This is a genomic window from Clostridium sp. CTA-19, from assembly GCF_054767855.1.
In genome coordinates this window covers 60,606-82,547 of the sequence record NZ_BAAABH010000011.1, presented here as the reverse complement: position 1 = coordinate 82,547, position 21,942 = coordinate 60,606, and the positions used below count along the sequence as shown (strand labels likewise).

Genomic DNA, 21,942 nt, shown 5'->3' with positions numbered 1-21,942 from the left:
AATAATAAATTAATACACTTATATATTAATTATTTTTTCTATATGTCTTGCATAAAATTCCACCTTTAAAGTCTCTATATATAGTATTATAATTTATTAAATAATTCAACACCTTTATTTTTTAATATATTACATAAAATAAATATAATACATATCAAAACTAAAGCTAAAATGCTAATAAATATATTTATATTTTTAATTTTTAAAAATATAAAGCTAATAACCGGTATAACTACAATAACCATACCAAGCATTACTCCTAAAAATGAACTTAAACTTTGCTTTACTACTACTGTTTCTGATGTCCAAACAAGCTTTGGAAAATATAAATTTATAATAAGCCCTCCTATAGCTACTGTAATTCCGTATAATGTAGGTATTATTAAATACCATAGCAACTGAATTAATGTTGCTTTAAATGCTATTGCTAATAATACCGAATTTATTATTACAGCTGGTAAAATTAGACTTAAGTTAAAGATAATTTTACTTTTAAATATATCTATTGTTCTTATAGGAGATGACTTTAATATCCACAAATTATTACTTTCTAAAGATATTGAAGATGAAGTTGTGCATGTCATTACTACACAAAATGACATAATTACTATTACAAAATTTCCAATAAGGTCCTTAGCTACTGGAATGTCTAAAATTTTCATTAATTGATCCTGTCCGAAAAACAAAGCTATTATTGACACTATTGTTAAAAGAACTATGCCAAAAAAAGTATTTAAAACATATACACTACTTGAAAAATATCTTTTCATTTCTTTTTTAATTAATGCCTTTAATTGAGATGACTCAGCTAAGTCCTTCATTTTATAGTTATCTTTTTTATAAGTTTCCATAAGTTTAGAATTTATAACTTTAAAACTTTTATTAAATACATATATAAATAAACTAAATACTGCTATAGAAAGTAATATAAAATTAGAAGCATATAAAAAATTTAAATCTTTTATTGCTAAAGTAAAGTAGTAAGATGGTAGATACGCTTTTTTAAGCATATTACAAATACCATTCACATCTAATGCTTCTGGACTAATACTATTATCTAAATTCATAGATATTGCCATAAATAATATTACTGCTATAAAACTCATTATTATTGTTGCTAAATTTTTATATTTCATTCTTGATGAAACATAACTTATTATAAAAGCTATTATAGATGCAACTACTATTGGTATAAATGGTACAAATATAAAAAGTATAATGAAACTTATAACATTTAAAAAGTTTGAATTACTATTTATAAAATAAATTATAGCTGGTGGAACCATTACTATAATTTCTACCAAATAATTTATAACTACTAAGTTGAGAAGTTTACTTAAAAGTATTGTATATGATTTTAATGGCAATGCCATTAAAAAGTCAAAATCTTTTTGACCAAAAAGAAATCCTTGTGCTTTATATAATGATGTGAAAAATATAAGAGCAGTACTCCCAATAACTCCAAAATATAATAAAATTTCTAATCCTCCAACAGTACTTAACAGCTTTCCTATTTCCATAAAGTATTTAGAGGCAATAAAAACTAACATTCCAATGCTTATAGCAACAGTTAAAAACATAAGTATTATTCTACTTTTCTCTTTTTTTGAAGTTTCTTTTAGTAGCTTATTTATACCTGTTAAATTTAAAAAATCTACTTTTATAAGTGCAATTAAATTACTCATTATCAACCAACTCCATAAATAAATCTTCTAATGAACTATCTCCTTTAACTTCATTTACAGGTCCATTAGCTACAATTTTTCCACCTTTTATAATTGCAATTTTATCACAAAGTTTTTCTGCTACTTCTAAAACATGAGTTGAAAAGAAAATAGAATGTCCATTTAAACAAAGCTTTTTCATTATACCTTTTAATGTATGAGCAGCTTTTGGGTCTAAACCAACAAAAGGTTCATCTAATACTAAAAGTTTAGGCTCATGAATTAATGCAGATATTATAGCAAGTTTCTGCTTCATTCCATGTGAATAAGATGCTATTAAGTCCCCTAATGAAGCTGTTATTTCAAATTTTTCACTATATTCCTTTATTCTTTCTTCTCGTTCTTTTTTACTTACTCCATATATATCAGCTATAAAATTTAAATATTGAATTCCCGTTAAAGCATCATATAAATCTGGATTATCTGGTATGTATGCCATAATTTTTTTACATTCTAAAGACTTTTCTTTAATAGAAATATTATCTATTAGGATATCCCCTTCCTCAAAATCTAATATTCCTACTATAGATTTTATAGTTGTTGTTTTTCCTGCACCATTATGACCTATAAATCCAAATATTTCGCCATTTTCAACTTGAATTGAAACATTATCAACTGCTTTTTTTCCACCAATATAAGCTTTAGATAAATTCTTTATCTTTAACATTATTAATCCCCCTGTTATTTATTCTTTATTTTATATTAGACATTTAGACAATTATCTAAATGTCTAATACGATTATATTACTTTTATTTTGTTTTGTCTATAATTAAACATGATTTTAAATACCAACTTAGAACCCTATATAAAATCACTTTCCATAGTGAATTAAGATTTATACCATTAACTTAATAAAAGCTTGTAAAATTTAATTTTACAAGCTTTTATTACATATTAAATTAATTTTTAAAATACTTTATGCTCTTTCTATTCCTTCAACTAATTCATCCATTAACTCTTTAACTGTAGTTATTTTATCTATTTTATATCCATTATCTCCTATAAATATTAATCCCTCATCTACATTCCCTTTTACTGAACTTATAAGAGCTTTTGATATACAATATGGTGTTTTAGTTGGGTCACATGGTATTAAACAATTATAACATCTTGTTATTTTTTCTTTTTCCTTTGAAACTTTTAAAATAAAATCATTTTTAACTGCTCTACCAGGCATACCTACAGGACTTTTAACAATTCCTATATCTTCTTTTTTTGCATTTACATAAGCCATTTTAAAATTTATATGAGCATCACATTCCTTTGTAGCAACGAACCTTGTTGCCATTTGTACACCATCTGCGCCTAATTTAAGATACTTTGCAATATCTTCCCCACTATAAATTCCTCCAGCTGGCACTATAGATATATGTTTTTTATATTTTTCTTCATAACTTCTTTTTAACTCTAAAATATCTTTAACTGTTTTATTAAAATCTAAGCTTTCTATATTCTCAAGCTCTTCATTATTAAATCCTAAGTGTCCACCTGCTCTAGGACCTTCTACAACTATAACATCTGGAATCCTATTATATTTTTTATCCCAAACTCTTAATATCAATTCTGCAGCTTTTACACTTGATACAATAGGAGCTATTTTTACATTATATCCTTCCACTAGCTTAGGTAAATTTCTTGGTATTCCTGCACCAGAAATTATAAGATCAACTCCAGCTTCTAATGCTACTTTTACATGTTCCTCATAATATCTTGTTGCCACCATTATATTAATTCCTATTATTCCATTTTTACACTCTTCTTTAGCTTTTAAAATATGTTTTTTTAAAGCTCTTAAATTAGCCTCTATTGGTTTTTTTTCAAAATCATCTTCGTCATATCCAATTTGGGCCGTAGAAATAATTCCAACTCCTCCACACTTTGCAACTGCTGCTGCTAAAGACGATGATGAAATTCCAACTCCCATTCCACCTTGTATAATTGGTAGCTTTGCTACTAAATCACCTATTTTTAATCCTTTAAAAAGCATAATTATAATCTCCTTTTAAAAAAATTATTTTGATTATCAAAATATTTTATAATCAAAATAATATTATACATCTTAAAATTTGTCAACTTTTATTCCATAAAGTGGTTTTGAGTTGGATTTATATTTATATTAATTTTAAAGTTTTAAATAAAAAAATAAAGAACTCTACATTTTAATTATTGTAGAGTTCTTTATTAATTTTCTTTATAATTAATATCTAGTTAAAAAGAGCTTTTATTTTACTGTTAATTTTACCATATAATATTTAATGCTAATAAACATGATATATCATATTTATTAGATTACTAAATAGAAAATACATAAATAATATTGTAAGCAATATATAAAATACAATTCTAAAAAACATATATTTAGAACACTCTTTTAATATCTCTTTAACTTTTAATAAAATATCTTTAATTGCATAAATTCCAGCTATAGTAAGTGTTAAATAAAAGGCTATCTCTATATAGTAGTTACTCATTATTTTCTCATTTCTAAATAAAAATAGAAACGTAATAAGTAAAATAAAATTTAATATTCTTAGCATAGTATAAATCCTATTTTTCATTATTTACATTACCTTTCTAATCTTTTACTTGAATTGATTATATCACACAACTTCCATTTCTTTACTTAAAATTTTCTTAATTCCGATTATCTTAAGTATTTTACTTTGACATATAAAATAAGCTATATCAAAATAAACTTTACATATCATATTAAAGTTATATTAATTTTAAAGTTTTAAATAAAAAAATAAAAACTCTACATTTTAATTATCGTAGAGTTTTTTTATTGGTAATTTAATTTCAAATATAGTTTTTTCATCATCACTATATGCACATATTATTCCATCATGTAATTCAATGATATTTTTAGTTATGGCTAAGCCTAATCCAGACCCGCCTATATTACTATTCCTTGACTTTTCTACCCTATAGAATCTATCAAATATATGAGGGAGATCTATTGATGATATTGATTGACCATAATTTATAATTTGAATTATAGCCGTATCACCTTCGGCTTTTGTTTTTATATCAATATAATAGCCATCTTTCCCATACTTTATAGCATTAGACAATAAGTTTTCAAATGCTCTTACTAATTTATCTCCATCTGCACTTACTACCAACTTATCTTCTGAAAAATCAACCCTTGATTCCATCTCTGCACTCTTAAATTGGTACTCAAAATAAGCTACTACCTGTCCTAACAAATCAACTAAATTTATATCTTGCTTATGTATATTAATAGTATTATTTTGCATTTTAGTAAGTTCAAATAAATCATTTATAAGTACATTTAAACTCTTCGACTTTTCATATGCTATATTAACATAATACCTAAGTGCAACTTCATCTTTATATTGATCATTATCAATAAGCTCTAAATATCCCATTATTGAAGTTAGAGGAGTTCTTAAATCATGCGAAACATTAGTTATTAAATCATTTTTAGTCTTTTGTGCATTTCTTTCTGCTACTGTTATATTTTTAAGTTGTTTGGATATATCATTTATATTGTCTGCTAAATTTTTAATATCTCCTTTTCCATCAATATGTATTTCCTTATCTAAATTTCCATTAGCCATTGTTTCAGTTTCTTCTATAATAGCTACAAAATTTTTATCCTTTTTATAAGTTATAATTAAATAGAAAATTAAAAATAAAACTAATCCTACTATAAAATTGATGTATACTCCTACTATTTCATACTTAAGTACTCTCCAAAAGAACCAAAAATAATAAGCAAAATCATTATCAAATTCCACATATAAATAATTTAATAATATTTTTATAATATATGCCGTTATTAAAGTTAATATTAAAGACATTAACATATCTCCTAATGAAGATAATTGATATTTATATAGTCTTTTATTTTTCAATTTTGTAACCAACTCCCCATACTGTATGAATTATTTTATTGCCTTCCATATATTCCTCTATTTTATCTCTTATTCTACTCATATGTACCATAACCGTATTGTTTGACTGATAATATCTTTCTTTCCAAACCTTCTCAAAAATTTCTTCTGCACTAAAAACTCTTCCTCTATTATTAGCTAACAAATATAAAATTTCAAATTCCCTTGCTGTCAAATTTATTTCTTTATCATTTATAGTTACTTTATGTTTGTTTTTATCTATGATCATTGATTCTATTCTTATCACATCTTCTAAATTTTGCAATTTAGCATTTAGAAAGTATGCTCTTCTAAGTAATGCTCTTATTCTTACTGTAAGTTCCAACTGATTAAATGGTTTGCATAAATAGTCATCAGCACCAGTCATGATTCCTTGTATTTTATCTATATCTTCAGATTTTGCACTTAACATAAGAATGGGCATATTATATTTTTCTCTTATCTTTTTGCAAGTTTCCAGACCATCCATTCCTGGCATCATTATATCTAAAACTATTAGACTGATATATTCCCTATTCAATATTTTTAAGGCCTTATTTCCACAACTTGCTTTAAATACAGTATACCCTTCATTTTTAAGATTTATTTCTAATAAATCTCTTATTTCCTTCTCATCATCTACTACAAGAATATTATTATTCATTTAATCCTCCATATATATGATTATTTTTTAAGTATTCTTCTAAGGTAATTTCATTATTATAAATAGACCTAGCATTTTCTTTACCCACATACCTAATATGCCAAGGTTCATATTCTACTCCCGTTATATGTTTTTTTCCATAAGGATATCTTATAATAAATCCAAATTTATAACAATTTTCTTCAAGCCAATCAGCTTCTTTTGTTCCTTTTACAAAATATCTATCTCCATTAGTAATGTCTATACATAAACCTGTTTGATGTTCACTAAATCCTGGTTTAGCTACATAATCATCTGCACTTTCTTTGCCCTCCCACATTACCCTACTTCCATAAGTCTTTTTTTGTAATTTATATGACCTATACCCTGAGTTTCCAAGTAATGTTATTCCATCTAATTTAGCTTCATTTATTAATTCTTCTAATGGCTTTACAATAATTCCTGATACATGTTTCTCCTCATCTGTAGCTTCATCTGTAAACTCTATATTAGGTATTGTTAAATCTTTAGGTTGATACTCTTCATCTAAACCATACTCATAATTTACTAACATTAACTCTGTATCTTTATTAATAATCTTTTTTTGCTCTGACAAATGGTTAGTTTTTAAGTTCAGATTAATTCCTTCTAAATTTAAATCATATAATCCTACAGATAAATAAATAACTATATAAAAAAGTCCACAAATTATTATAGTAATTCTTAAGATATTTTTAAATATATTTTCCATAAAACTTACCCCTTTTTCTATGTGATAAATATATTTTAGAAAATAGAGTTTACAGTATTTATAAAAATTTCTTAAGAAATCTTAAGTTTTAAAACATATATATAGTATTTTCACATACAAAGTTACTTTCCTTTAGTTATACCCCATTAATTTTTGAATAAAACCTTTAATATTTATAAAATCTAATAATAATTTAAAAAACATATTAAGATTTTACTTTATATCAATTGTATATTTTTAAAATACCTAGACCTAATTTTTTATGACAAAATAGAACTTAATATAATAAATTAAGTCCTACTTTATTTTTATTATAAGTAAATTTAATAAATTTTCATTTACTATTCCTTAAGTTTATATCTTCACCTTTGTATATTATTTCATAAACTTATCAATTGCATTATTTAAATCTTTAAGTACCTTATCATCACCTGTTTCTATAGCATCAACAACACAATTTTCAATATGATCTTGTAAAATAATTTTACCAATATTATTTATTGCTGATTTCACCGCAGAAACCTGTATTAACACTTCACTACACTCTCTACCTTCTTCAACCATTCTTTTTACAGATTCTAAATGCCCAATTGCTCTTGAAAGTCTATTTACTACAGCCTTTGTATTCTTATGTGTATGCTTATGTTCATTGTTCTCATTCATATAGCCATTCTCCTTTTTATTCATTATATTAATTATATAACTATCTTCTTCCATTTTCCATTTAAGAAGCGCTTTAATAAAAGAATCCCTCTAATTGTAATATCAATAACATAAGCCATCCATACACCTACCAAACCAAACCCTAATGAAACACCAAATAAATAACCTATCCCTACTCTAATACCCCAAATACCTATCAAAGTGGAATACATAGGGAACTTAGTGTCTCCAGCCCCTTGTAGCGCACTAGTAAATATTTGTGTTATAGCTGCAAAAGGTTGAAATAGAGCTATCAATCTTAAAACTTTTATAACCATTTCTTGAACTTCTTTTGTATTTGTAAAAATGCTTGCAAGTTGTGGCGCAAAAATAAAAAATATAATTCCAATACTAACCATCAAAATAGTGGTTATAGAATATGATAGAAAAACCATTTCATTAGATTTTTTAACATTATTCTCTCCAAGAGTTATTCCAATAAGGGTTGTTGTGGCAACACCAAATCCCATTGCTGGTATATAAGAATAACTTTCAATATTCCCAGCTACATTATGGGCTACATATGCTGATATACCAATAGAAATAATCATACCATTATAAACTATTTGACCTAATCTCATAATTAATTTTTCAATTCCTGCTGGTATTCCTATTTTTACAATAGACTTAATAGTTTCCTTTTCAATACTCCATTTTTTCAATTGAAGATTAACTCCATTTTTATTTTTTTTCAGTTTTACTATAAGAATTACAACATTCATTATACGTGAAACTGTTGTAGCTAGTGCTATTCCAACAATACCCATTCCTATATTTATAAAAATGAAATTTAATATTATATTTAATATATTTGCAATTCCAGTAGCTATCATTGGTGTCTTAGTGTCCTTTGTTGCTCTTAAACAACTAGATAAAATAAGTGCTAAAGAAAGAATTACTGATGGAACTACCACAATTATGTAATAAGGTGTTGCATAAGATAATACTTTATCAGAAACACCTGATATCATTAATATTTGTTTATAGAATATAAAATTAATTAAACCAACTATTAAACCAATTATTGCACCTAATATAATAGATTGTTTTATAACAGAATTTACTTTATCAATGTCTTTTTTTCCAAAATTTCTAGCTACAATAGCACTTGTTCCTATACTAATAGCTGTAAAAAATGTAATAAACACATTAACTATTAAATTTGTAACTCCAATTGCTGCAATTGCACTATCATTAATTTTACCTGCAAAATATGTGTCAACGGTTCCTAAAAAAGTTTGAAGAATATTCTCAATAACTACAGGTATAGCTAAAATACAAATAGAAGCAATATTATTTTTATTTTTCCTTAAATATGACATTATCTCACCCTTTCATATCCCCCTATAGGGGATATGAAAAGAATATCATTTATATGTAAATTTTACAATACTTAATCTTCACTTTAATTACTCCCGTATTTTATCATCTTAAATTTTTTAAAAACATTTTTAATATAAGCATAACTAAAAAAAGAGATGGATTGCTTTTTTAAAGTACTCCATCTCCTTTATTCTAATATTTTACTTATAATAATTATCTTTCTACTACAGGTATATAAATATCCATTACAGTGTCTTTTCTTCCATGACATCTCTCATCGTAAAATTCAAAATCCAATTTACTTTCATCAAATCTATATTTACTATCTTTAAACCAATCTTCAAATATATATTTCCAAGTTTCTTTTATTATATTAGCAAATTCTTTCTGTTCTATATCATTACTTGTGTCTACTGGTGGAGTTGTAAATATAGCATATGTTGCTTCTGGTACATCTACTGATATCATATCATCTGTAACCTTTGTAAAATCATCAACTATAACCCCAAGAAGATATATTGCATCTCCACTTTCATCATTTGATGACACACACAATCCTACTTCGCCATGTTTTGGTGGATTTAAGATTTCATACATTTTACTTTCTAAATTTTCACCATCATAATTACTCCAAAATGAAGCAATATCTTTTGTATAATTTCCATTAGTAACATTTGTTTTAATACCATATCCAGCAACCTTAAATGCTGATTTTTTTAATATAACAGGATTCATAATATACCCTCCAATTTTCAAGATTGATTTTTCATCAAAATATCCATCCATACGTTTTAAATACTCTGTAGGACTAAATCCATATTCTTTTTTAAATGCCTTTGAAAATCCATTATGTGTATCAAAACTATACTCAAGTGCAATATCAATTATTTTCTTTCCACTAAATAGGTCTATTGCTGCTAGTGCAAGTCTTCTTTTTTTTACATAATCCATTAAAGTCATTCCTTGATTAATATTAAATACTCTAGAAAAATGAAAAGTAGAATATCCACATTCTCTAGCTATTATTTCTGGTGTCAAATCCATCTTTATATTTTTTTCAATAAATTCAATGCACTTTGATATAGACTTGCTGTAATTCAATGTATCACCTTTCCTTTTCTCACTTGTTAATTATATTTTATCAATAAAACTTAAACTCTACTGTTCCTAAATTGCTAAAAAAATGTTAGTACTAATAACCCCTCTACTATTTTCTTTCCAACAAAATAAGTTTAACCTATTATTAAAATTAATCTCCTATACGTTAATATATCCATTGAATAAATTATACTTTTATAAATACTTTTTAATTTTCTTATTTTGAGATTTGTACACATTTTTATAAAGAAAATAGAGCTATTGCTCTATTAATTTTAATTAACTTTACAATAGCTCATTTAATTTAAATTCTAAAATTGAAAGTATTTAATTTACATAATAGTAATAAAAGATATATATTTTAAAGGAACTATATAGAAAGTTGGTGGAAAACCAATTTCTACACTTTGAACCCATATCAATTGAGAATCATAAGCTACTATTCTACCTCTTGCAGGATTAAAAGAACGATCAATAGCATCTATGCCTATTTCATATACAGCATTACTATTAAATGGATTACACTTGCAATTAACTAGTGCATCTAGTATATCTTTATTACATGAACAATCAGTATTATAAATTTTTATGCCTCTATATAATCTTTTTAATTCTCTTAATAAAATGTCAACGCCTCGTGGTTCAACTACAAATGCTACAGCTCTTAAAGCGCATAATGGTATTATTGTATTTCTATCTGTATTATCAAATGCTGGAGTATAACCAGCTGGTACACTTATATCCGCTTGTAAAGATACAAAATCATCATAAGTTAATGAAGGAGTGATTCCTCCAACTGCATCAAGTCTATTAAATAAAGTATAAAATCTCAAACCATAATGTTGAGTAGCAGGATTTATAGTTAAATCTAAATAATCAAAATTTAATACTATTTCTAAAGCTTTTCTCAAACTATCTTTTAGACATAAACTGTTTTTTGAACATAAATTATTGTTTTCTGGCTTATTATTATTACAATAATATTTTTCTGAATATTCACCCATACAAAAACACTCCTCATAACTATAATTTATAGGTAAACTTCGACCTATACTATATTATATTTAAGTTATGCATATAAGTTTCCTTTTAAATTAAATTTTTATAATTATGAATACTCATTATTACTTTTCTGTATTATAATTGAAAACCACCAACTATGTGGTTTTAACAGTATTTTATTTTTTTATAATTAATTGTAAAGCTTTTTAAAGTAAATAAATTTATATTACTATTTCTTTTTATTCTTTTAAAAATATTTCAAATTTTCAAAAAATTATTTAAATAAGTTCATAAAAAGTACAATAGTTGGAATACCTATAACATCAATTAAAAATGCCCCCACCAATGGAACTATTAGAAAAGCTTTTGCAGATTGTCCATATTTTTCAGTAACTGCACTCATATTAGCTATAGCATTAGGAGTCGCTCCAAGTCCATGCCCTGCCATTCCAGCTGCCATAACTGCTGCATCAAAATCTTTTCCTACTAACTTAAATACAACAAATGTAGTGTATAATATCATAAATACTACTTGTGCAATAACTATTATTAATAATGGTCCAGCAAGTCCTGATAACTCCCATAGTTTTAATGTCATTAATGCCATTGATAAGAAAATTCCAAGACATGTATTTCCCATAAGATCTATTAAATTAAAATTTAATTTTACAATATGTTTTTTATCATTTATATTTCTAAAGATTACTGCTATAAACATAGCACCTACATAGCCTGGTAAAGAAAGCCCTGTAACATTTGAAAACCACTCACTTACAATTGACCCTATTGTCATACACACTGTTATTACAGCTAGATGAATCATAATAATCTTAGTTGTAATTTTTGAGCTATTTTCATCATTTACTACTTCATCATAGGATGTTGTATCATACTCACTAATTGTAGACGGTTTCAATTTGTATTTATCTATTAGTCCCTTTGCAATAGGTCCTCCTATAAGGCCTCCACATATGAGCCCAAATGTAGCTGCAGCTATAGCAACTGTTTTTGCCCCACTAACGCCCATAGTCTCAGCAGTTTTTCCAAAGGCAGCTGCAGCTGCATGTCCACCTTCCATAGATACCGAACCTGCCATAATTCCAAACATAAGATGAATGCCAGTAATTTTTGCAAATACAACTCCAATAACATTTTGAGAAATAGCAAGAACCCCACAAAGAATCCAATATATAACTAAGCACTTTCCACCCTTTTTAAGTAGTTTAAAACTTGCACCAAGTCCAATAGTTGTAAAGAAAGCTATCATAAAAGGTGACTGAAAAGTTGTATCCATATCAATTGTTAATAAATTGCTTTGTTTTAAAATTAAAGTAAGTATTGAAAATAGTAAACCTCCAATTACAGGTGCCGGAATACAAAATTTTCTTAAAAAAGATACTTTTTTTATAATCCAATAGCCTAATAATAATAACAAAATTGCAATGGCTAAGGTCGCCACCATATCAACTTTAAGAACAAGTAAACCTTCTATTATTTCTGTTTTCATGATTCTACCCCCTATAAGTCATATAAAAATAGATAATAAAATGGCTTTATATCTTACTAGTATTCTAATATTATTTCCATATATTATCTACATATATAATAACTATTAATAAAAGGTTTACATTGTTTTTGCCTATTGGTTCAAATGACTTAAACTATTGAAAATCCATAATATATATTATCTTAAAATTAATGTTATAATCAACTGCTAATATATAAATAATAGCTTATGAAAAGAGGAACAATATGCAAATATTTTTATAGAATCAAATTTTTAGATACTGTATTATGTAACTATCCTTATGAAAGTATAGAAGTACTTAAAAGAGCTGATATATATATTTGTAGTTAAATTTAAAATTATTGAATTGAAGCAAAAGGAAATTATCTTTTTATATATTTTAATATTGTAATTCCATTCTCAATAATACATTCTTGTAGGTGTAAATCTATTTTAGGGTTATTTTTTAAAAATAGCGGTCTTCCACTTCCTAATATTGTAGGTATTATACCAATTATATATTCATCTATAATATTAGCCTTTATAAAGTTGTCAATAAGAACTCCTCCACCAAATAAAAATATGTCTTTACCTTCTTTTTTTCTTTCTTCTAATATTTTATTACATATGTCACCATTAATAAAATGTATATTGTCATAGTCCTGTATGTTTTGGGATGTTGCTACGTATACCTTTTTATCTTTAAAATCACTAAAAAAATTTTGCTCATAACAATTTTTGCCCATAACTACAACATCTATATTATTTAAAAACTCCTCATAATCCCATTTCTTTTCTGTATTTAATTTATCATAACCATCTCCAACTATCCAATCAAATCCTCCTGTTTCTGATGCAATATATCCATCAATACTTATTGCTAAATTTAATATTATTTTTCTGCCCATACTATTCTCCTCACTTTCTATTATATCTAGTGTATTTCCCCAATAATACTTGTATTTATAATGTTTCATATATAGACTACATATAAATAATGTAGTCTATACTTTTTTATTTAATATACATTCACTATTGGACATTATAATAACAAGTTATTACATCTTACATACTGATGTACCCTTAATTCATACTATCCAAAAGTTTTATAATGCATTTGGATGTGTAATTCATCTGCTCTTTATTTGTTATAGTAGCTTCTCCATCACCACTTTGATGTCCATAATCCCCAAAGCCTCCATGATTTTCACCTTTTATTTCAATGAATTCTGAGTTACTTGGCATAACATTTTTAGCTTCTTTTACTTTATTTAAATTTGCTACCTTATCATTGCTTCCCCATAAAGATAAAGTTTTTATGTTGCTATTTCTAAAATCTTTTTTATCTTGAGGATATGATGCTAACAATACTAACCCCTTTATACTATCATTTTTAAGTGCATAATCCGATGCCATAACTCCACCTAAAGAGTGCCCTCCTATAACCCAACTATGGATATCATTATACTTATTTATTATATCATCTGCTTTATTTGGAGATAAAATTGCTAAATTAAATCTCATTTTAGCAATAATAACGGTATATCCATTAGACGCTATTTCTTTAGCTATAGGTGCATATGCTGACATTTCTACCTTAGCACCTGGATAAAAAATAAATCCTATATCTTTACCATTAGCCACTGGTTTAAATAAAATATCTCCATCTTTTTCTACTTGAACTACTGAATCAGATTTTAAGTTATCCAATGCTAAAGAACTAGCTCTATAATAAGAATTTACATAAATAAAAAATGTTGAAACTACTATTACTAATAAAATAGTCATTGCTGTAACAATCTTAAATTTTAAAGATTTTTTTCCTTTCATATTAAACCTCCTTTATTTAATCAATTTATCTATTTTAAATAAATATTTTGCCATGTTTAAAATCTTATATCATAACCACTTTTTTATTTTTTATAATATAAGATTTATATTATATTCATCCCACTTATACATACAATAATTACATATATAATTATTGTATAACTCATTTCTTAAAATAAATTATTATTATGGTATTTATTACAAATTGATTTATCTTTTAACTTCTTACCACTTGAATTGATAATTATTTTTAATATATTTCCAAACCCTTTTTTAAACAAATTAATATTTACATTATAAAAATAGTTTGAATTAAGCCAACCTTTTTCTTTCCAAAAATCATAGTCTGCTTGAGAAGTAAATGTCTTACTTCTTAAACAGTTAAACATAAAAATATCATAAAAGGTAGGAATATGTGGTATATTATCTATTATACTTTTTATAAATATTTCCGATAACTTTTCAACCTTTTCAACCTTTCTTTTATGGTAATTTTTATCATATACCCATGCTGAATTTTCATTTTCAAAAAACATAGGAGATATAATGCCAATTGTTCCCACTAAATTACATCCCCAACCACATACAGTCATTTTGAGATATTTATTTACTTGCCTATGTCCACCACCACCTGTGGTCACAACTGTTAATACTGGTTTTCCTATTAACTCCTGGCGGTGAAACATATACGATAATCTATCAAATATTCGTTTTAATGGTGCAGGCACTTGATATGCATATACTGGTGAAGCAAAAATAATACCATCGGCATTTAAAAACTTATCCTTAATTTTATATAAATCATCTTTACATGGACAAAACTTTTCACCCTTTTGAAAACACGTATCACAGCCTTTGCATTCCTCAATTATATAATCATTTAAAAATATATATTCAAAATCTACAGTATAATTTTTTTCAAAATTCTTTTCAATTAGTTTACATATGTTATAACTATCTCTTTTTCTAGGACTACCCATCAATACAACAACTTTCATTTAATTGCCCCTTTCTTTCTAACACATCAAACATGTTATATTTGTATTATATATTCAATATTGGTTAATATCACGTATCAATTAAAATTATTTTATACATTTTTTATTTTTTGCAATACATTTATATTAAATACAACAAAAGCGTGCATTCACACGCTTTTATATGTATTTTATAAATTTTTATAGAAATTTATAATTGAATTAATTTCATAGATTTGTAGCTACTATTTTAAAGTTCAAATTTCTCTAGAAAATCAAGTTATAAGATAGTAAACATTGCACTTACTAAGTAATATTATAGATATTTTTTATCTGTAAGCTGTTTTTAATGCATCTTTTAAAACCTTTGGATGTTTTTTATAAGGAGTCACAGGACGTACTTTTTTATTTTTAACATTAAATAATGTATATATGGCAGTTCTTGCTGCACGTACAGAATATTCTTCTGTAAATACCATATCTTCTGGTATTTCAACAAATTGACTAATCATAGCAAAATTTGTTGAACCCTTTGGCACAACCTTTGGACGATCTGTCATCTTACGTGGTTGAAACTGTGAATCTATATATGGCATCATACATGGAATAACATTTACTACCGTCTCTATTATCTCCTCAAGTTCATCTTCCATATGTAGATGATGTAAAAGTTCTATTAATATCTCTTCACCGGTACAATTACGCATAGGCTTTTTCACATAATCACCAATTTTATCTGTATATAGACCATATCCCCAAAAGATAGTTGTATCCATTGGTTGATTTTTAAAATGTGGTTGTGCTGCAACAACAATACTCATTAACCAACTAGAATCTTTAAATGTCATCAACGCTCCACTACCAGGAATATTAGAAGAATATTTTTCAATTAATTTTAAAAGCTTATTACCTTTACAAGTTACAGTAAAGCTTTCCCAATTAGTTTCTTCTGGATGTCCGAAGAAAGGCTCTGGATTACCTAATCCATCCTTCTTATCAGCTACTTTCCTCCAAAGTTCTCCGGATATTGGATTTTCCGGTTTATACTCAGCAGGTGTATACATATCACCTAAAGTTGCACAATCAGTCATACATCCATTAGTCATAATACAAACATCTCCATGATTTAATTTTATAATTTCTTTTCCTTCATCATTTTCTATATGTATAGCAGTTACTGTAATACCTTCTCCCTGTTTAAAATCTAAATCTGTTACATTTGAATTAATACTAAAATCAACTCCAAATTCATCTAGATAAGCCCTTAATGGAAGAATAACAGATTCATATTGATTGTATGCTGTACGTGTAACACCTTCTAAAGTTTCAATACGGGAAAATTCAAAAATCATACGTTCCATATAACGTTTAAATTCAAATAGACTAGACCATTTTTGGAACGCAAAGGTTGTTTGCCACATGTACCAAAAGTTAGTTTCAAAAAAATGAGGGGTATTTTCAAACCATTCCTCAATAGTCATATCATCTAAACTCTCTTCTGGAGTAATCATTAATTTACCAAGAGCAATCCGATCAGAATTATTAAATCCCATGGTAGTAACATCTTGAATAAATCCATATTGATCTATTAATCGTGCTTGTGCATGGGTTGGATGTAAATGGTCAAAATTAAGAATTTCTTCAGTAACACTTTTGCCTGGCAACTCTAAAGATGGAATACTTGAAAATAGTTCCCAGAAATTCTCATAGGTTTCTTCATTTAACATTCTACCACCACGACATACAAAGCCATATTCTTCATTACCTGCACCATCATTACTACCACCAAGGACTTTCATTCCTTCTATAATATGAATGTTTTCTCCTTTAAAATTACAATCTCTTATAAGGTAGGCTGCACCAGCTAAAGAAGCTAATCCCCCACCAACAAAATATACTTGCTTATCTTCATTTTCACCATATGTAATTGATATTTCAAATATTTTTGAGTTATTTTTAATCTTTTTCGCTCCTACAGATGCTATAGTTACTGCACCAGCTAAAGCTCCTAATATAATAAAGGGATTTATACTATTTTTTTTACTCATATAACTATCCTCAACTTTCACTTTATTAATATATTATTTTCTATATTAGTTTAAAACAGATTAGTTATAATTATTCAAATTGTACATTTTATCTTAAACTTATACCCTTTTTATAATACTAAAAACCGTATCACTTAATTAGTAATACGGCTAAAACTTATCTATAAATATAAACTAATATCTTATTTATTAATATCTACATGTTCTATGTTTTTTATAGATAAATATGCAATAAATACCCCTATAAGAGCAAGAGTTATTGGTACTGCAATAATGGAATTTAATGAAATACCATTACCATTTGAACATACAATAGATACTATTATAATTGCAGATATTATTGTAGTAGGTACAGATTTCTTTTTCATACCAAAGTATAAAGGTATTAGAGATATACCAGCAGAAAGTAGTCCACTAATAAAAATATTTCTAAAACTGTTTATTATTAAAGAAACTGTTATTTTATCTGTAGTGAAGTTATAAAAATTATTAATTATACATAAAGCAGAATCTATAAATATATTTGATAAAACTGTAGCTATAAAAGTAAATGATGCTACTATAATTAGTTTTGCCATAATCAGTTTTTTTCTATTTATAGGATACATAAATAGAATGGTAATTGTGTTATTTTTATATTCTTCAATAATAAACTTTGCAAGAAGCACTGAAGCAAATATTATAAAAGTAGCTCTTATCATGGAGTCAACCATTGAAAAAATAAAAGTATATCTAGTAAATTCTAAATTTCCTTCACCTATTGCTCCAAAAATTGTTATTGCTAATAAAGCCATCATAACTAAATTTGAAATTAGAACCCCTTTAACATATCTAACTTTAGTTTTTTTCATTTCTAATTTTATTAATTTAAGCACTAATAGTACCTCCATTCAGCAAACTTAAAAAATAATCTTCTAAAGAAATACTTCTAGTGGTTATCTCTTTAATAACTATATCATTTATAATCAAAGTTTTTAATATAACACTTTGAGATATATTATCTTCATATATTCTAATTAAGTTATTATCTACAACCTTAAAATTAGATATATTAAGAGTATTTGATAAAACATAAGTTGTTTTTTTACAGTCATTTGTAACTAGTTCTATGTACTCTGTATTATTTTCCCTAATGCTATCCATAGAAACTTCTTTTATTAATTTTCCATTATTTATAACTCCTATGGTATCTGCCATTTGTTCAATTTCACCTAATATGTGACTAGAAATTAATATTGTTATACCATATTGCTTACTTAACATTTTGAATAAATTTCTTAATTCTTTAATACCTATAGGATCTAGTCCATTGATAGGTTCATCTAATATTAATAATTCTGGCTTTGTAGTTATAGCCCTTGCTATTCCAAGCCTTTGCTTCATACCTAGTGAAAAGTCCTTAACTGGTTTATTATTGATATTTTTTAAATTTACAAGTTCTAATGCTTTATCAATTGCTTTCTTATCGTAATAACCCATATACTCACAATGAAGCTCTAAATTTTCTCTTGCTGTAAGTTTCTCATAAAATACAGGATACTCAATTATAGTACCTAACCTTTTCAAAAGCTCATAAGAGGTATTTGTTAATTTTTCACCAAAAATCTCAATTTCACCACTTGTAGGTTTAATCAAATTTGTTATCATCTTCATAATAGTAGTTTTACCTGCACCATTTGGACCTAAAAAGCCATAAATCTCACCTTTTTTTATATTCATACTTACATTCGATATAACCTCTTTGCCATTATATGTTTTTATTAAATTATTAGTTTTTAATATATAAGACATGATAAATTCTCCTTTCAATTACTGTTCCTATACTTATATTTTAGTAATTGAACTTCTCTTTTTTATTACTTAAATCTTACAAAATCCTTAAGTTGCATTTTTTTATTTTATTTTTCTTTTCATCTATTACTCTTAACTATCTAAAGCTCCTAATCAATGAATACTTTACAGCTTTACATCCATCACAAATGGAACACTTTGTTATTAACTTCTGTACATATTCGTTAATAATTTATTCTCTTTAATCTTACTGTAAAGCTTGTCTTATCAAAAGGCTTACTATCTAAAAAAATCTCCCCTTCTAATTTTTCTATAAGTCTTTTAGTTATTGTAAGTCCAAGACCTCCACCTTGATACAATTTATTTCTTGAATCTTCAAGAGTATACATTCTTTCAAAAACCCTATCTTTATGTACTTCATTAATTCCTTTACCTTTATCCCAAACTTCTACATATACATACTTTTCATCACTTTTTAAGGATAGTCCTAAAACTCCTCCTTCACTACCATATTTGATAGCATTTGATATTAAATTATTTATAATTCTATCTAATGCCTCTTCGTTTCCTAAAGAATACATATTCTTTTCTGGAATATCAATAATAACCTCAATACCTTTGCTTGTTAATATATCATAAAAATCTAATATATTTTTTCTACAAACTTCATTCATATTAATTCTTGTAAGAGGAATATCTTTATCTCCTGATTCTAGCTTAGCTAAATCAAAAAACTTATTAATAAGCTCCATTACCTCTTTTGTTTTATTTTCTACCTTTCCTAATAAAACTTCCCTCTCTTCATTATTTATGTTCTTGTCTAAATTTATTGTTTCAATATATCCAAGAACCACTGTAAGAGGGGTTTTTAAATCATGAGAAATATTTGAAAGCATTTTTCTCATTGCTACCTCAACCTTTGAGTAATCTGCCTGTATTTTTTGATTATGTTCTAAAAGCTTATTAATTTCTATTAATATATGTATTAATTCTTTATCATCAGTAAAAGCCAAAAGTTTTTCACTGGTGTTATTAGCTATAATACTGTTTAATTTTTCATATATGTATTTTAAATTCGTACTTATGTGCCTCTTAGATTTGTATTGAAAGTAAATTATATATAATAAAATAACTATTACTATTATTAAAAAAACACTCATTTTAAAATTCTCCTAATTTATAGCCTATTCCCCATAGTGTTTTAATATATTTAGGCTCTGAAGGATTGTCCTCTATTTTTTCTCTTAATCTTCTCATATGTACATTTATTACATTATCATCTCCAAAATAATCATCATTCCAAATAAAATTATAGACTTGTGCCTTAGTAAAAACTCTATTAGGATTAGATATAAACAACTTTAAAATATTAAATTCTTTTGAAGTTAGCTGTATAATTACACCTTTTTTAGTAACTACATAACTATTTAAATCAATAGTTATATCGTTAACATTAATAATATCTTCCTTTTCATCATTTTTATCATATTGGGTTGCACGTCTTATCATCGCCTTAATCCTTGCAGATAGTTCTACCATAGAAAATGGTTTTGCAATATAATCATCAGCACCTAATCCTAACCCTATAGCCTTATCAACATCACTATCCTTTGCTGACATAATTAAGATAGGTATTACGCTTTTTTCTCTAATAATTCTCATAACTTCCATTCCATCTAGTTTAGGCATCATTATATCAAGAATAATTAAATCAAAAGAATTATTCAAGAATTTAACTAATCCCTCTTCACCATCAAAAGCAGTAGTTATATTAAATCCTTCTTTTCTTAGATAATTTTCAACCATTTCACTAATAGCTATATCATCTTCAATAAGTAGAATTTTATTTTTCATAAATATTTCACCTCTTTTTAATATCTAGTGTATAATTTTATTATAGCTTATTGATTATTGTAAATATATGTTTGTTTCTAAGTTTATATATTATTATATAGAGATACAGGCTTCATTATATTGAAATATATCTATAATATTTTTACATAAAAATAGCTAGCAAATTGACTATATTTTACTAGCTATTCTTAATATTTTTCTTGACCATTTAGGCAACTCTTTATTACTCCATATAAGTTTTCCATGTTGAAATTTCATTATTTCATTAAGCTTGTATGTATTATCATAAATATTTATTTCATCACATAACTCAATTAAACCTATTAAATTTTCTAGCGAATCATAATATCTTCTTTCAATAGCCTCATCTGGTATTCCATGTCCACCTTTACTAACTCTTATTTTAACTCTTTCTTTAGCAACCTCAGGACTTTCTACACCTATATAATTCATTACAATATAAAAATTATTATTTTTTGCTTTCTTTATATTATTAATAATACTTTTACCTGATAAAGTTGTTTCTTGATTAAATGATGTTCCTTCCAAAATATAAGTCTTTATTAATTTAACAGCTTCTCTTGCACATCTTATTTGAAGCTTATTATCTTTCCATGAGCCAATTTTTTCCACCATTTCATCAGTGTTTATTCTTTTTTCATCTCTATTTTCACTTAAATACATACACTTATACATTGATGTTTTTCCTGCACCATTTACTCCTGCAAAAATAGTATAACGTTTCAACTTATCTTTCATATTATAAACCTCCTGAAAAACTATTTATACAGT

Annotated in this window: 21 protein-coding genes; all 21 read right to left on the bottom strand. The window is 26.0% G+C overall.

The window, feature by feature from the left end; translation table 11 throughout:
* Window positions 1-86: 86 nt before the first annotated feature.
* Window positions 87-1,685 carry a putative ABC transporter permease subunit gene (locus ACYUE0_RS08130; RefSeq protein WP_460270160.1) on the bottom strand — a complete coding sequence of 533 codons (1,599 nt, stop codon included), beginning with the start codon at window positions 1,683-1,685 and terminating at the stop codon, window positions 87-89.
* Window positions 1,678-2,391, bottom strand: a complete 714-nt coding sequence (locus ACYUE0_RS08125; protein ID WP_199869684.1) for an ABC transporter ATP-binding protein — start codon at window positions 2,389-2,391, stop codon at window positions 1,678-1,680. Before ACYUE0_RS08125 ends, ACYUE0_RS08130 begins: the two co-directional genes overlap by 8 nt.
* 250 nt (window positions 2,392-2,641) lie before the next feature.
* A complete protein-coding gene (locus ACYUE0_RS08120; RefSeq protein ID WP_460270159.1) occupies window positions 2,642-3,712 on the bottom strand; it encodes an NAD(P)H-dependent flavin oxidoreductase in 1,071 nt (356 codons plus the stop codon).
* 271 nt (window positions 3,713-3,983) lie between these two features.
* Complete coding sequence (locus ACYUE0_RS08115; protein ID WP_460270157.1) at window positions 3,984-4,196, bottom strand: hypothetical protein; 213 nt, start codon at window positions 4,194-4,196, stop codon at window positions 3,984-3,986.
* A 291-nt stretch (window positions 4,197-4,487) separates the two neighbouring features.
* Window positions 4,488-5,606 (bottom strand): sensor histidine kinase, encoded by a 1,119-nt coding sequence (locus tag ACYUE0_RS08110; RefSeq protein WP_460270156.1) that lies wholly within the window; start codon window positions 5,604-5,606, stop codon window positions 4,488-4,490.
* A complete protein-coding gene (locus ACYUE0_RS08105) occupies window positions 5,596-6,288 on the bottom strand; it encodes a response regulator transcription factor (RefSeq protein WP_460270155.1) in 693 nt (230 codons plus the stop codon). Before ACYUE0_RS08105 ends, ACYUE0_RS08110 begins: the two co-directional genes overlap by 11 nt.
* Complete coding sequence (locus ACYUE0_RS08100; RefSeq protein WP_460270154.1) at window positions 6,281-7,018, bottom strand: M15 family metallopeptidase; 738 nt, start codon at window positions 7,016-7,018, stop codon at window positions 6,281-6,283. Before ACYUE0_RS08100 ends, ACYUE0_RS08105 begins: the two co-directional genes overlap by 8 nt.
* A 375-nt stretch (window positions 7,019-7,393) precedes the next feature.
* Entirely contained in the window at window positions 7,394-7,681 is a 288-nt protein-coding gene (locus ACYUE0_RS08095) for a metal-sensing transcriptional repressor (RefSeq protein ID WP_216451608.1), read from the bottom strand.
* A gap of 32 nt (window positions 7,682-7,713) precedes the next feature.
* On the bottom strand, window positions 7,714-9,042 hold the full coding sequence (locus tag ACYUE0_RS08090; protein WP_460270153.1) for an MATE family efflux transporter: 1,329 nt from the start codon (window positions 9,040-9,042) through the stop codon (window positions 7,714-7,716).
* 214 nt (window positions 9,043-9,256) lie between these two features.
* Window positions 9,257-10,144: an AraC family transcriptional regulator gene (locus ACYUE0_RS08085; protein WP_061996080.1), complete on the bottom strand. Its 888-nt coding sequence runs from the start codon at window positions 10,142-10,144 to the stop codon at window positions 9,257-9,259.
* Between the two features lie 329 nt (window positions 10,145-10,473).
* On the bottom strand, window positions 10,474-11,145 hold the full coding sequence (locus ACYUE0_RS08080) for a hypothetical protein (RefSeq protein ID WP_460270152.1): 672 nt from the start codon (window positions 11,143-11,145) through the stop codon (window positions 10,474-10,476).
* Between the two features lie 272 nt (window positions 11,146-11,417).
* Window positions 11,418-12,650, bottom strand: a complete 1,233-nt coding sequence (gene gltS, locus ACYUE0_RS08075) for a sodium/glutamate symporter (RefSeq protein ID WP_460270151.1) — start codon at window positions 12,648-12,650, stop codon at window positions 11,418-11,420.
* A 383-nt stretch (window positions 12,651-13,033) separates the two neighbouring features.
* A complete protein-coding gene (locus tag ACYUE0_RS08070; RefSeq protein ID WP_460270150.1) occupies window positions 13,034-13,558 on the bottom strand; it encodes a dihydrofolate reductase family protein in 525 nt (174 codons plus the stop codon).
* A 175-nt stretch (window positions 13,559-13,733) separates the two neighbouring features.
* Window positions 13,734-14,480: an alpha/beta hydrolase gene (locus ACYUE0_RS08065; RefSeq protein WP_460270149.1), complete on the bottom strand. Its 747-nt coding sequence runs from the start codon at window positions 14,478-14,480 to the stop codon at window positions 13,734-13,736.
* A 170-nt stretch (window positions 14,481-14,650) separates the two neighbouring features.
* Complete coding sequence (locus ACYUE0_RS08060) at window positions 14,651-15,478, bottom strand: flavodoxin family protein (protein ID WP_460270148.1); 828 nt, start codon at window positions 15,476-15,478, stop codon at window positions 14,651-14,653.
* Between the two features lie 308 nt (window positions 15,479-15,786).
* On the bottom strand, window positions 15,787-17,505 hold the full coding sequence (locus ACYUE0_RS08055; protein ID WP_460270146.1) for an oleate hydratase: 1,719 nt from the start codon (window positions 17,503-17,505) through the stop codon (window positions 15,787-15,789).
* A gap of 182 nt (window positions 17,506-17,687) precedes the next feature.
* On the bottom strand, window positions 17,688-18,380 hold the full coding sequence (locus ACYUE0_RS08050) for an ABC transporter permease (RefSeq protein ID WP_216451617.1): 693 nt from the start codon (window positions 18,378-18,380) through the stop codon (window positions 17,688-17,690).
* Window positions 18,373-19,296 carry an ABC transporter ATP-binding protein gene (locus ACYUE0_RS08045; protein WP_460270145.1) on the bottom strand — a complete coding sequence of 308 codons (924 nt, stop codon included), beginning with the start codon at window positions 19,294-19,296 and terminating at the stop codon, window positions 18,373-18,375. The genes ACYUE0_RS08050 and ACYUE0_RS08045 overlap by 8 nt, the downstream gene beginning before the upstream one ends.
* A 224-nt stretch (window positions 19,297-19,520) precedes the next feature.
* On the bottom strand, window positions 19,521-20,456 hold the full coding sequence (locus ACYUE0_RS08040; protein ID WP_460270144.1) for a sensor histidine kinase: 936 nt from the start codon (window positions 20,454-20,456) through the stop codon (window positions 19,521-19,523).
* A 1-nt stretch (window position 20,457) separates the two neighbouring features.
* The gene (locus ACYUE0_RS08035; protein ID WP_460270143.1) at window positions 20,458-21,150 is read right to left on the bottom strand and encodes a response regulator transcription factor; all 693 of its coding nucleotides are present in this window, start codon (window positions 21,148-21,150) and stop codon (window positions 20,458-20,460) included.
* Between the two features lie 168 nt (window positions 21,151-21,318).
* The gene (locus tag ACYUE0_RS08030) at window positions 21,319-21,909 is read right to left on the bottom strand and encodes an ATPase (RefSeq protein WP_460270142.1); all 591 of its coding nucleotides are present in this window, start codon (window positions 21,907-21,909) and stop codon (window positions 21,319-21,321) included.
* Window positions 21,910-21,942: the final 33 nt, after the last annotated feature.

What these genes read in the sequence shown, in the direction of transcription:
- ACYUE0_RS08105 (WP_460270155.1), bottom strand. Translation starts at nt 6,288, where the DNA reads ATGAATAATAATATTCTTGTAGTAGATGATGAGAAGGAAATAAGAGAT.
- ACYUE0_RS08030 (WP_460270142.1), bottom strand. Translation starts at nt 21,909, where the DNA reads ATGAAAGATAAGTTGAAACGTTATACTATTTTTGCAGGAGTAAATGGT.
- ACYUE0_RS08100 (WP_460270154.1), bottom strand. Translation starts at nt 7,018, where the DNA reads ATGGAAAATATATTTAAAAATATCTTAAGAATTACTATAATAATTTGT.
- ACYUE0_RS08055 (WP_460270146.1), bottom strand. Translation starts at nt 17,505, where the DNA reads ATGAGTAAAAAAAATAGTATAAATCCCTTTATTATATTAGGAGCTTTA.
- ACYUE0_RS08040 (WP_460270144.1), bottom strand. Translation starts at nt 20,456, where the DNA reads ATGAGTGTTTTTTTAATAATAGTAATAGTTATTTTATTATATATAATT.
- ACYUE0_RS08130 (WP_460270160.1), bottom strand. Translation starts at nt 1,685, where the DNA reads ATGAGTAATTTAATTGCACTTATAAAAGTAGATTTTTTAAATTTAACA.
- ACYUE0_RS08060 (WP_460270148.1), bottom strand. Translation starts at nt 15,478, where the DNA reads ATGAAAGTTGTTGTATTGATGGGTAGTCCTAGAAAAAGAGATAGTTAT.
- ACYUE0_RS08080 (WP_460270152.1), bottom strand. Translation starts at nt 11,145, where the DNA reads ATGGGTGAATATTCAGAAAAATATTATTGTAATAATAATAAGCCAGAA.
- ACYUE0_RS08120 (WP_460270159.1), bottom strand. Translation starts at nt 3,712, where the DNA reads ATGCTTTTTAAAGGATTAAAAATAGGTGATTTAGTAGCAAAGCTACCA.
- ACYUE0_RS08115 (WP_460270157.1), bottom strand. Translation starts at nt 4,196, where the DNA reads ATGAGTAACTACTATATAGAGATAGCCTTTTATTTAACACTTACTATA.
- ACYUE0_RS08065 (WP_460270149.1), bottom strand. Translation starts at nt 14,480, where the DNA reads ATGAAAGGAAAAAAATCTTTAAAATTTAAGATTGTTACAGCAATGACT.
- ACYUE0_RS08090 (WP_460270153.1), bottom strand. Translation starts at nt 9,042, where the DNA reads ATGTCATATTTAAGGAAAAATAAAAATAATATTGCTTCTATTTGTATT.
- ACYUE0_RS08045 (WP_460270145.1), bottom strand. Translation starts at nt 19,296, where the DNA reads ATGTCTTATATATTAAAAACTAATAATTTAATAAAAACATATAATGGC.
- ACYUE0_RS08035 (WP_460270143.1), bottom strand. Translation starts at nt 21,150, where the DNA reads ATGAAAAATAAAATTCTACTTATTGAAGATGATATAGCTATTAGTGAA.
- ACYUE0_RS08070 (WP_460270150.1), bottom strand. Translation starts at nt 13,558, where the DNA reads ATGGGCAGAAAAATAATATTAAATTTAGCAATAAGTATTGATGGATAT.
- ACYUE0_RS08095 (WP_216451608.1), bottom strand. Translation starts at nt 7,681, where the DNA reads ATGAATGAGAACAATGAACATAAGCATACACATAAGAATACAAAGGCT.
- gltS (WP_460270151.1), bottom strand. Translation starts at nt 12,650, where the DNA reads ATGAAAACAGAAATAATAGAAGGTTTACTTGTTCTTAAAGTTGATATG.
- ACYUE0_RS08125 (WP_199869684.1), bottom strand. Translation starts at nt 2,391, where the DNA reads ATGTTAAAGATAAAGAATTTATCTAAAGCTTATATTGGTGGAAAAAAA.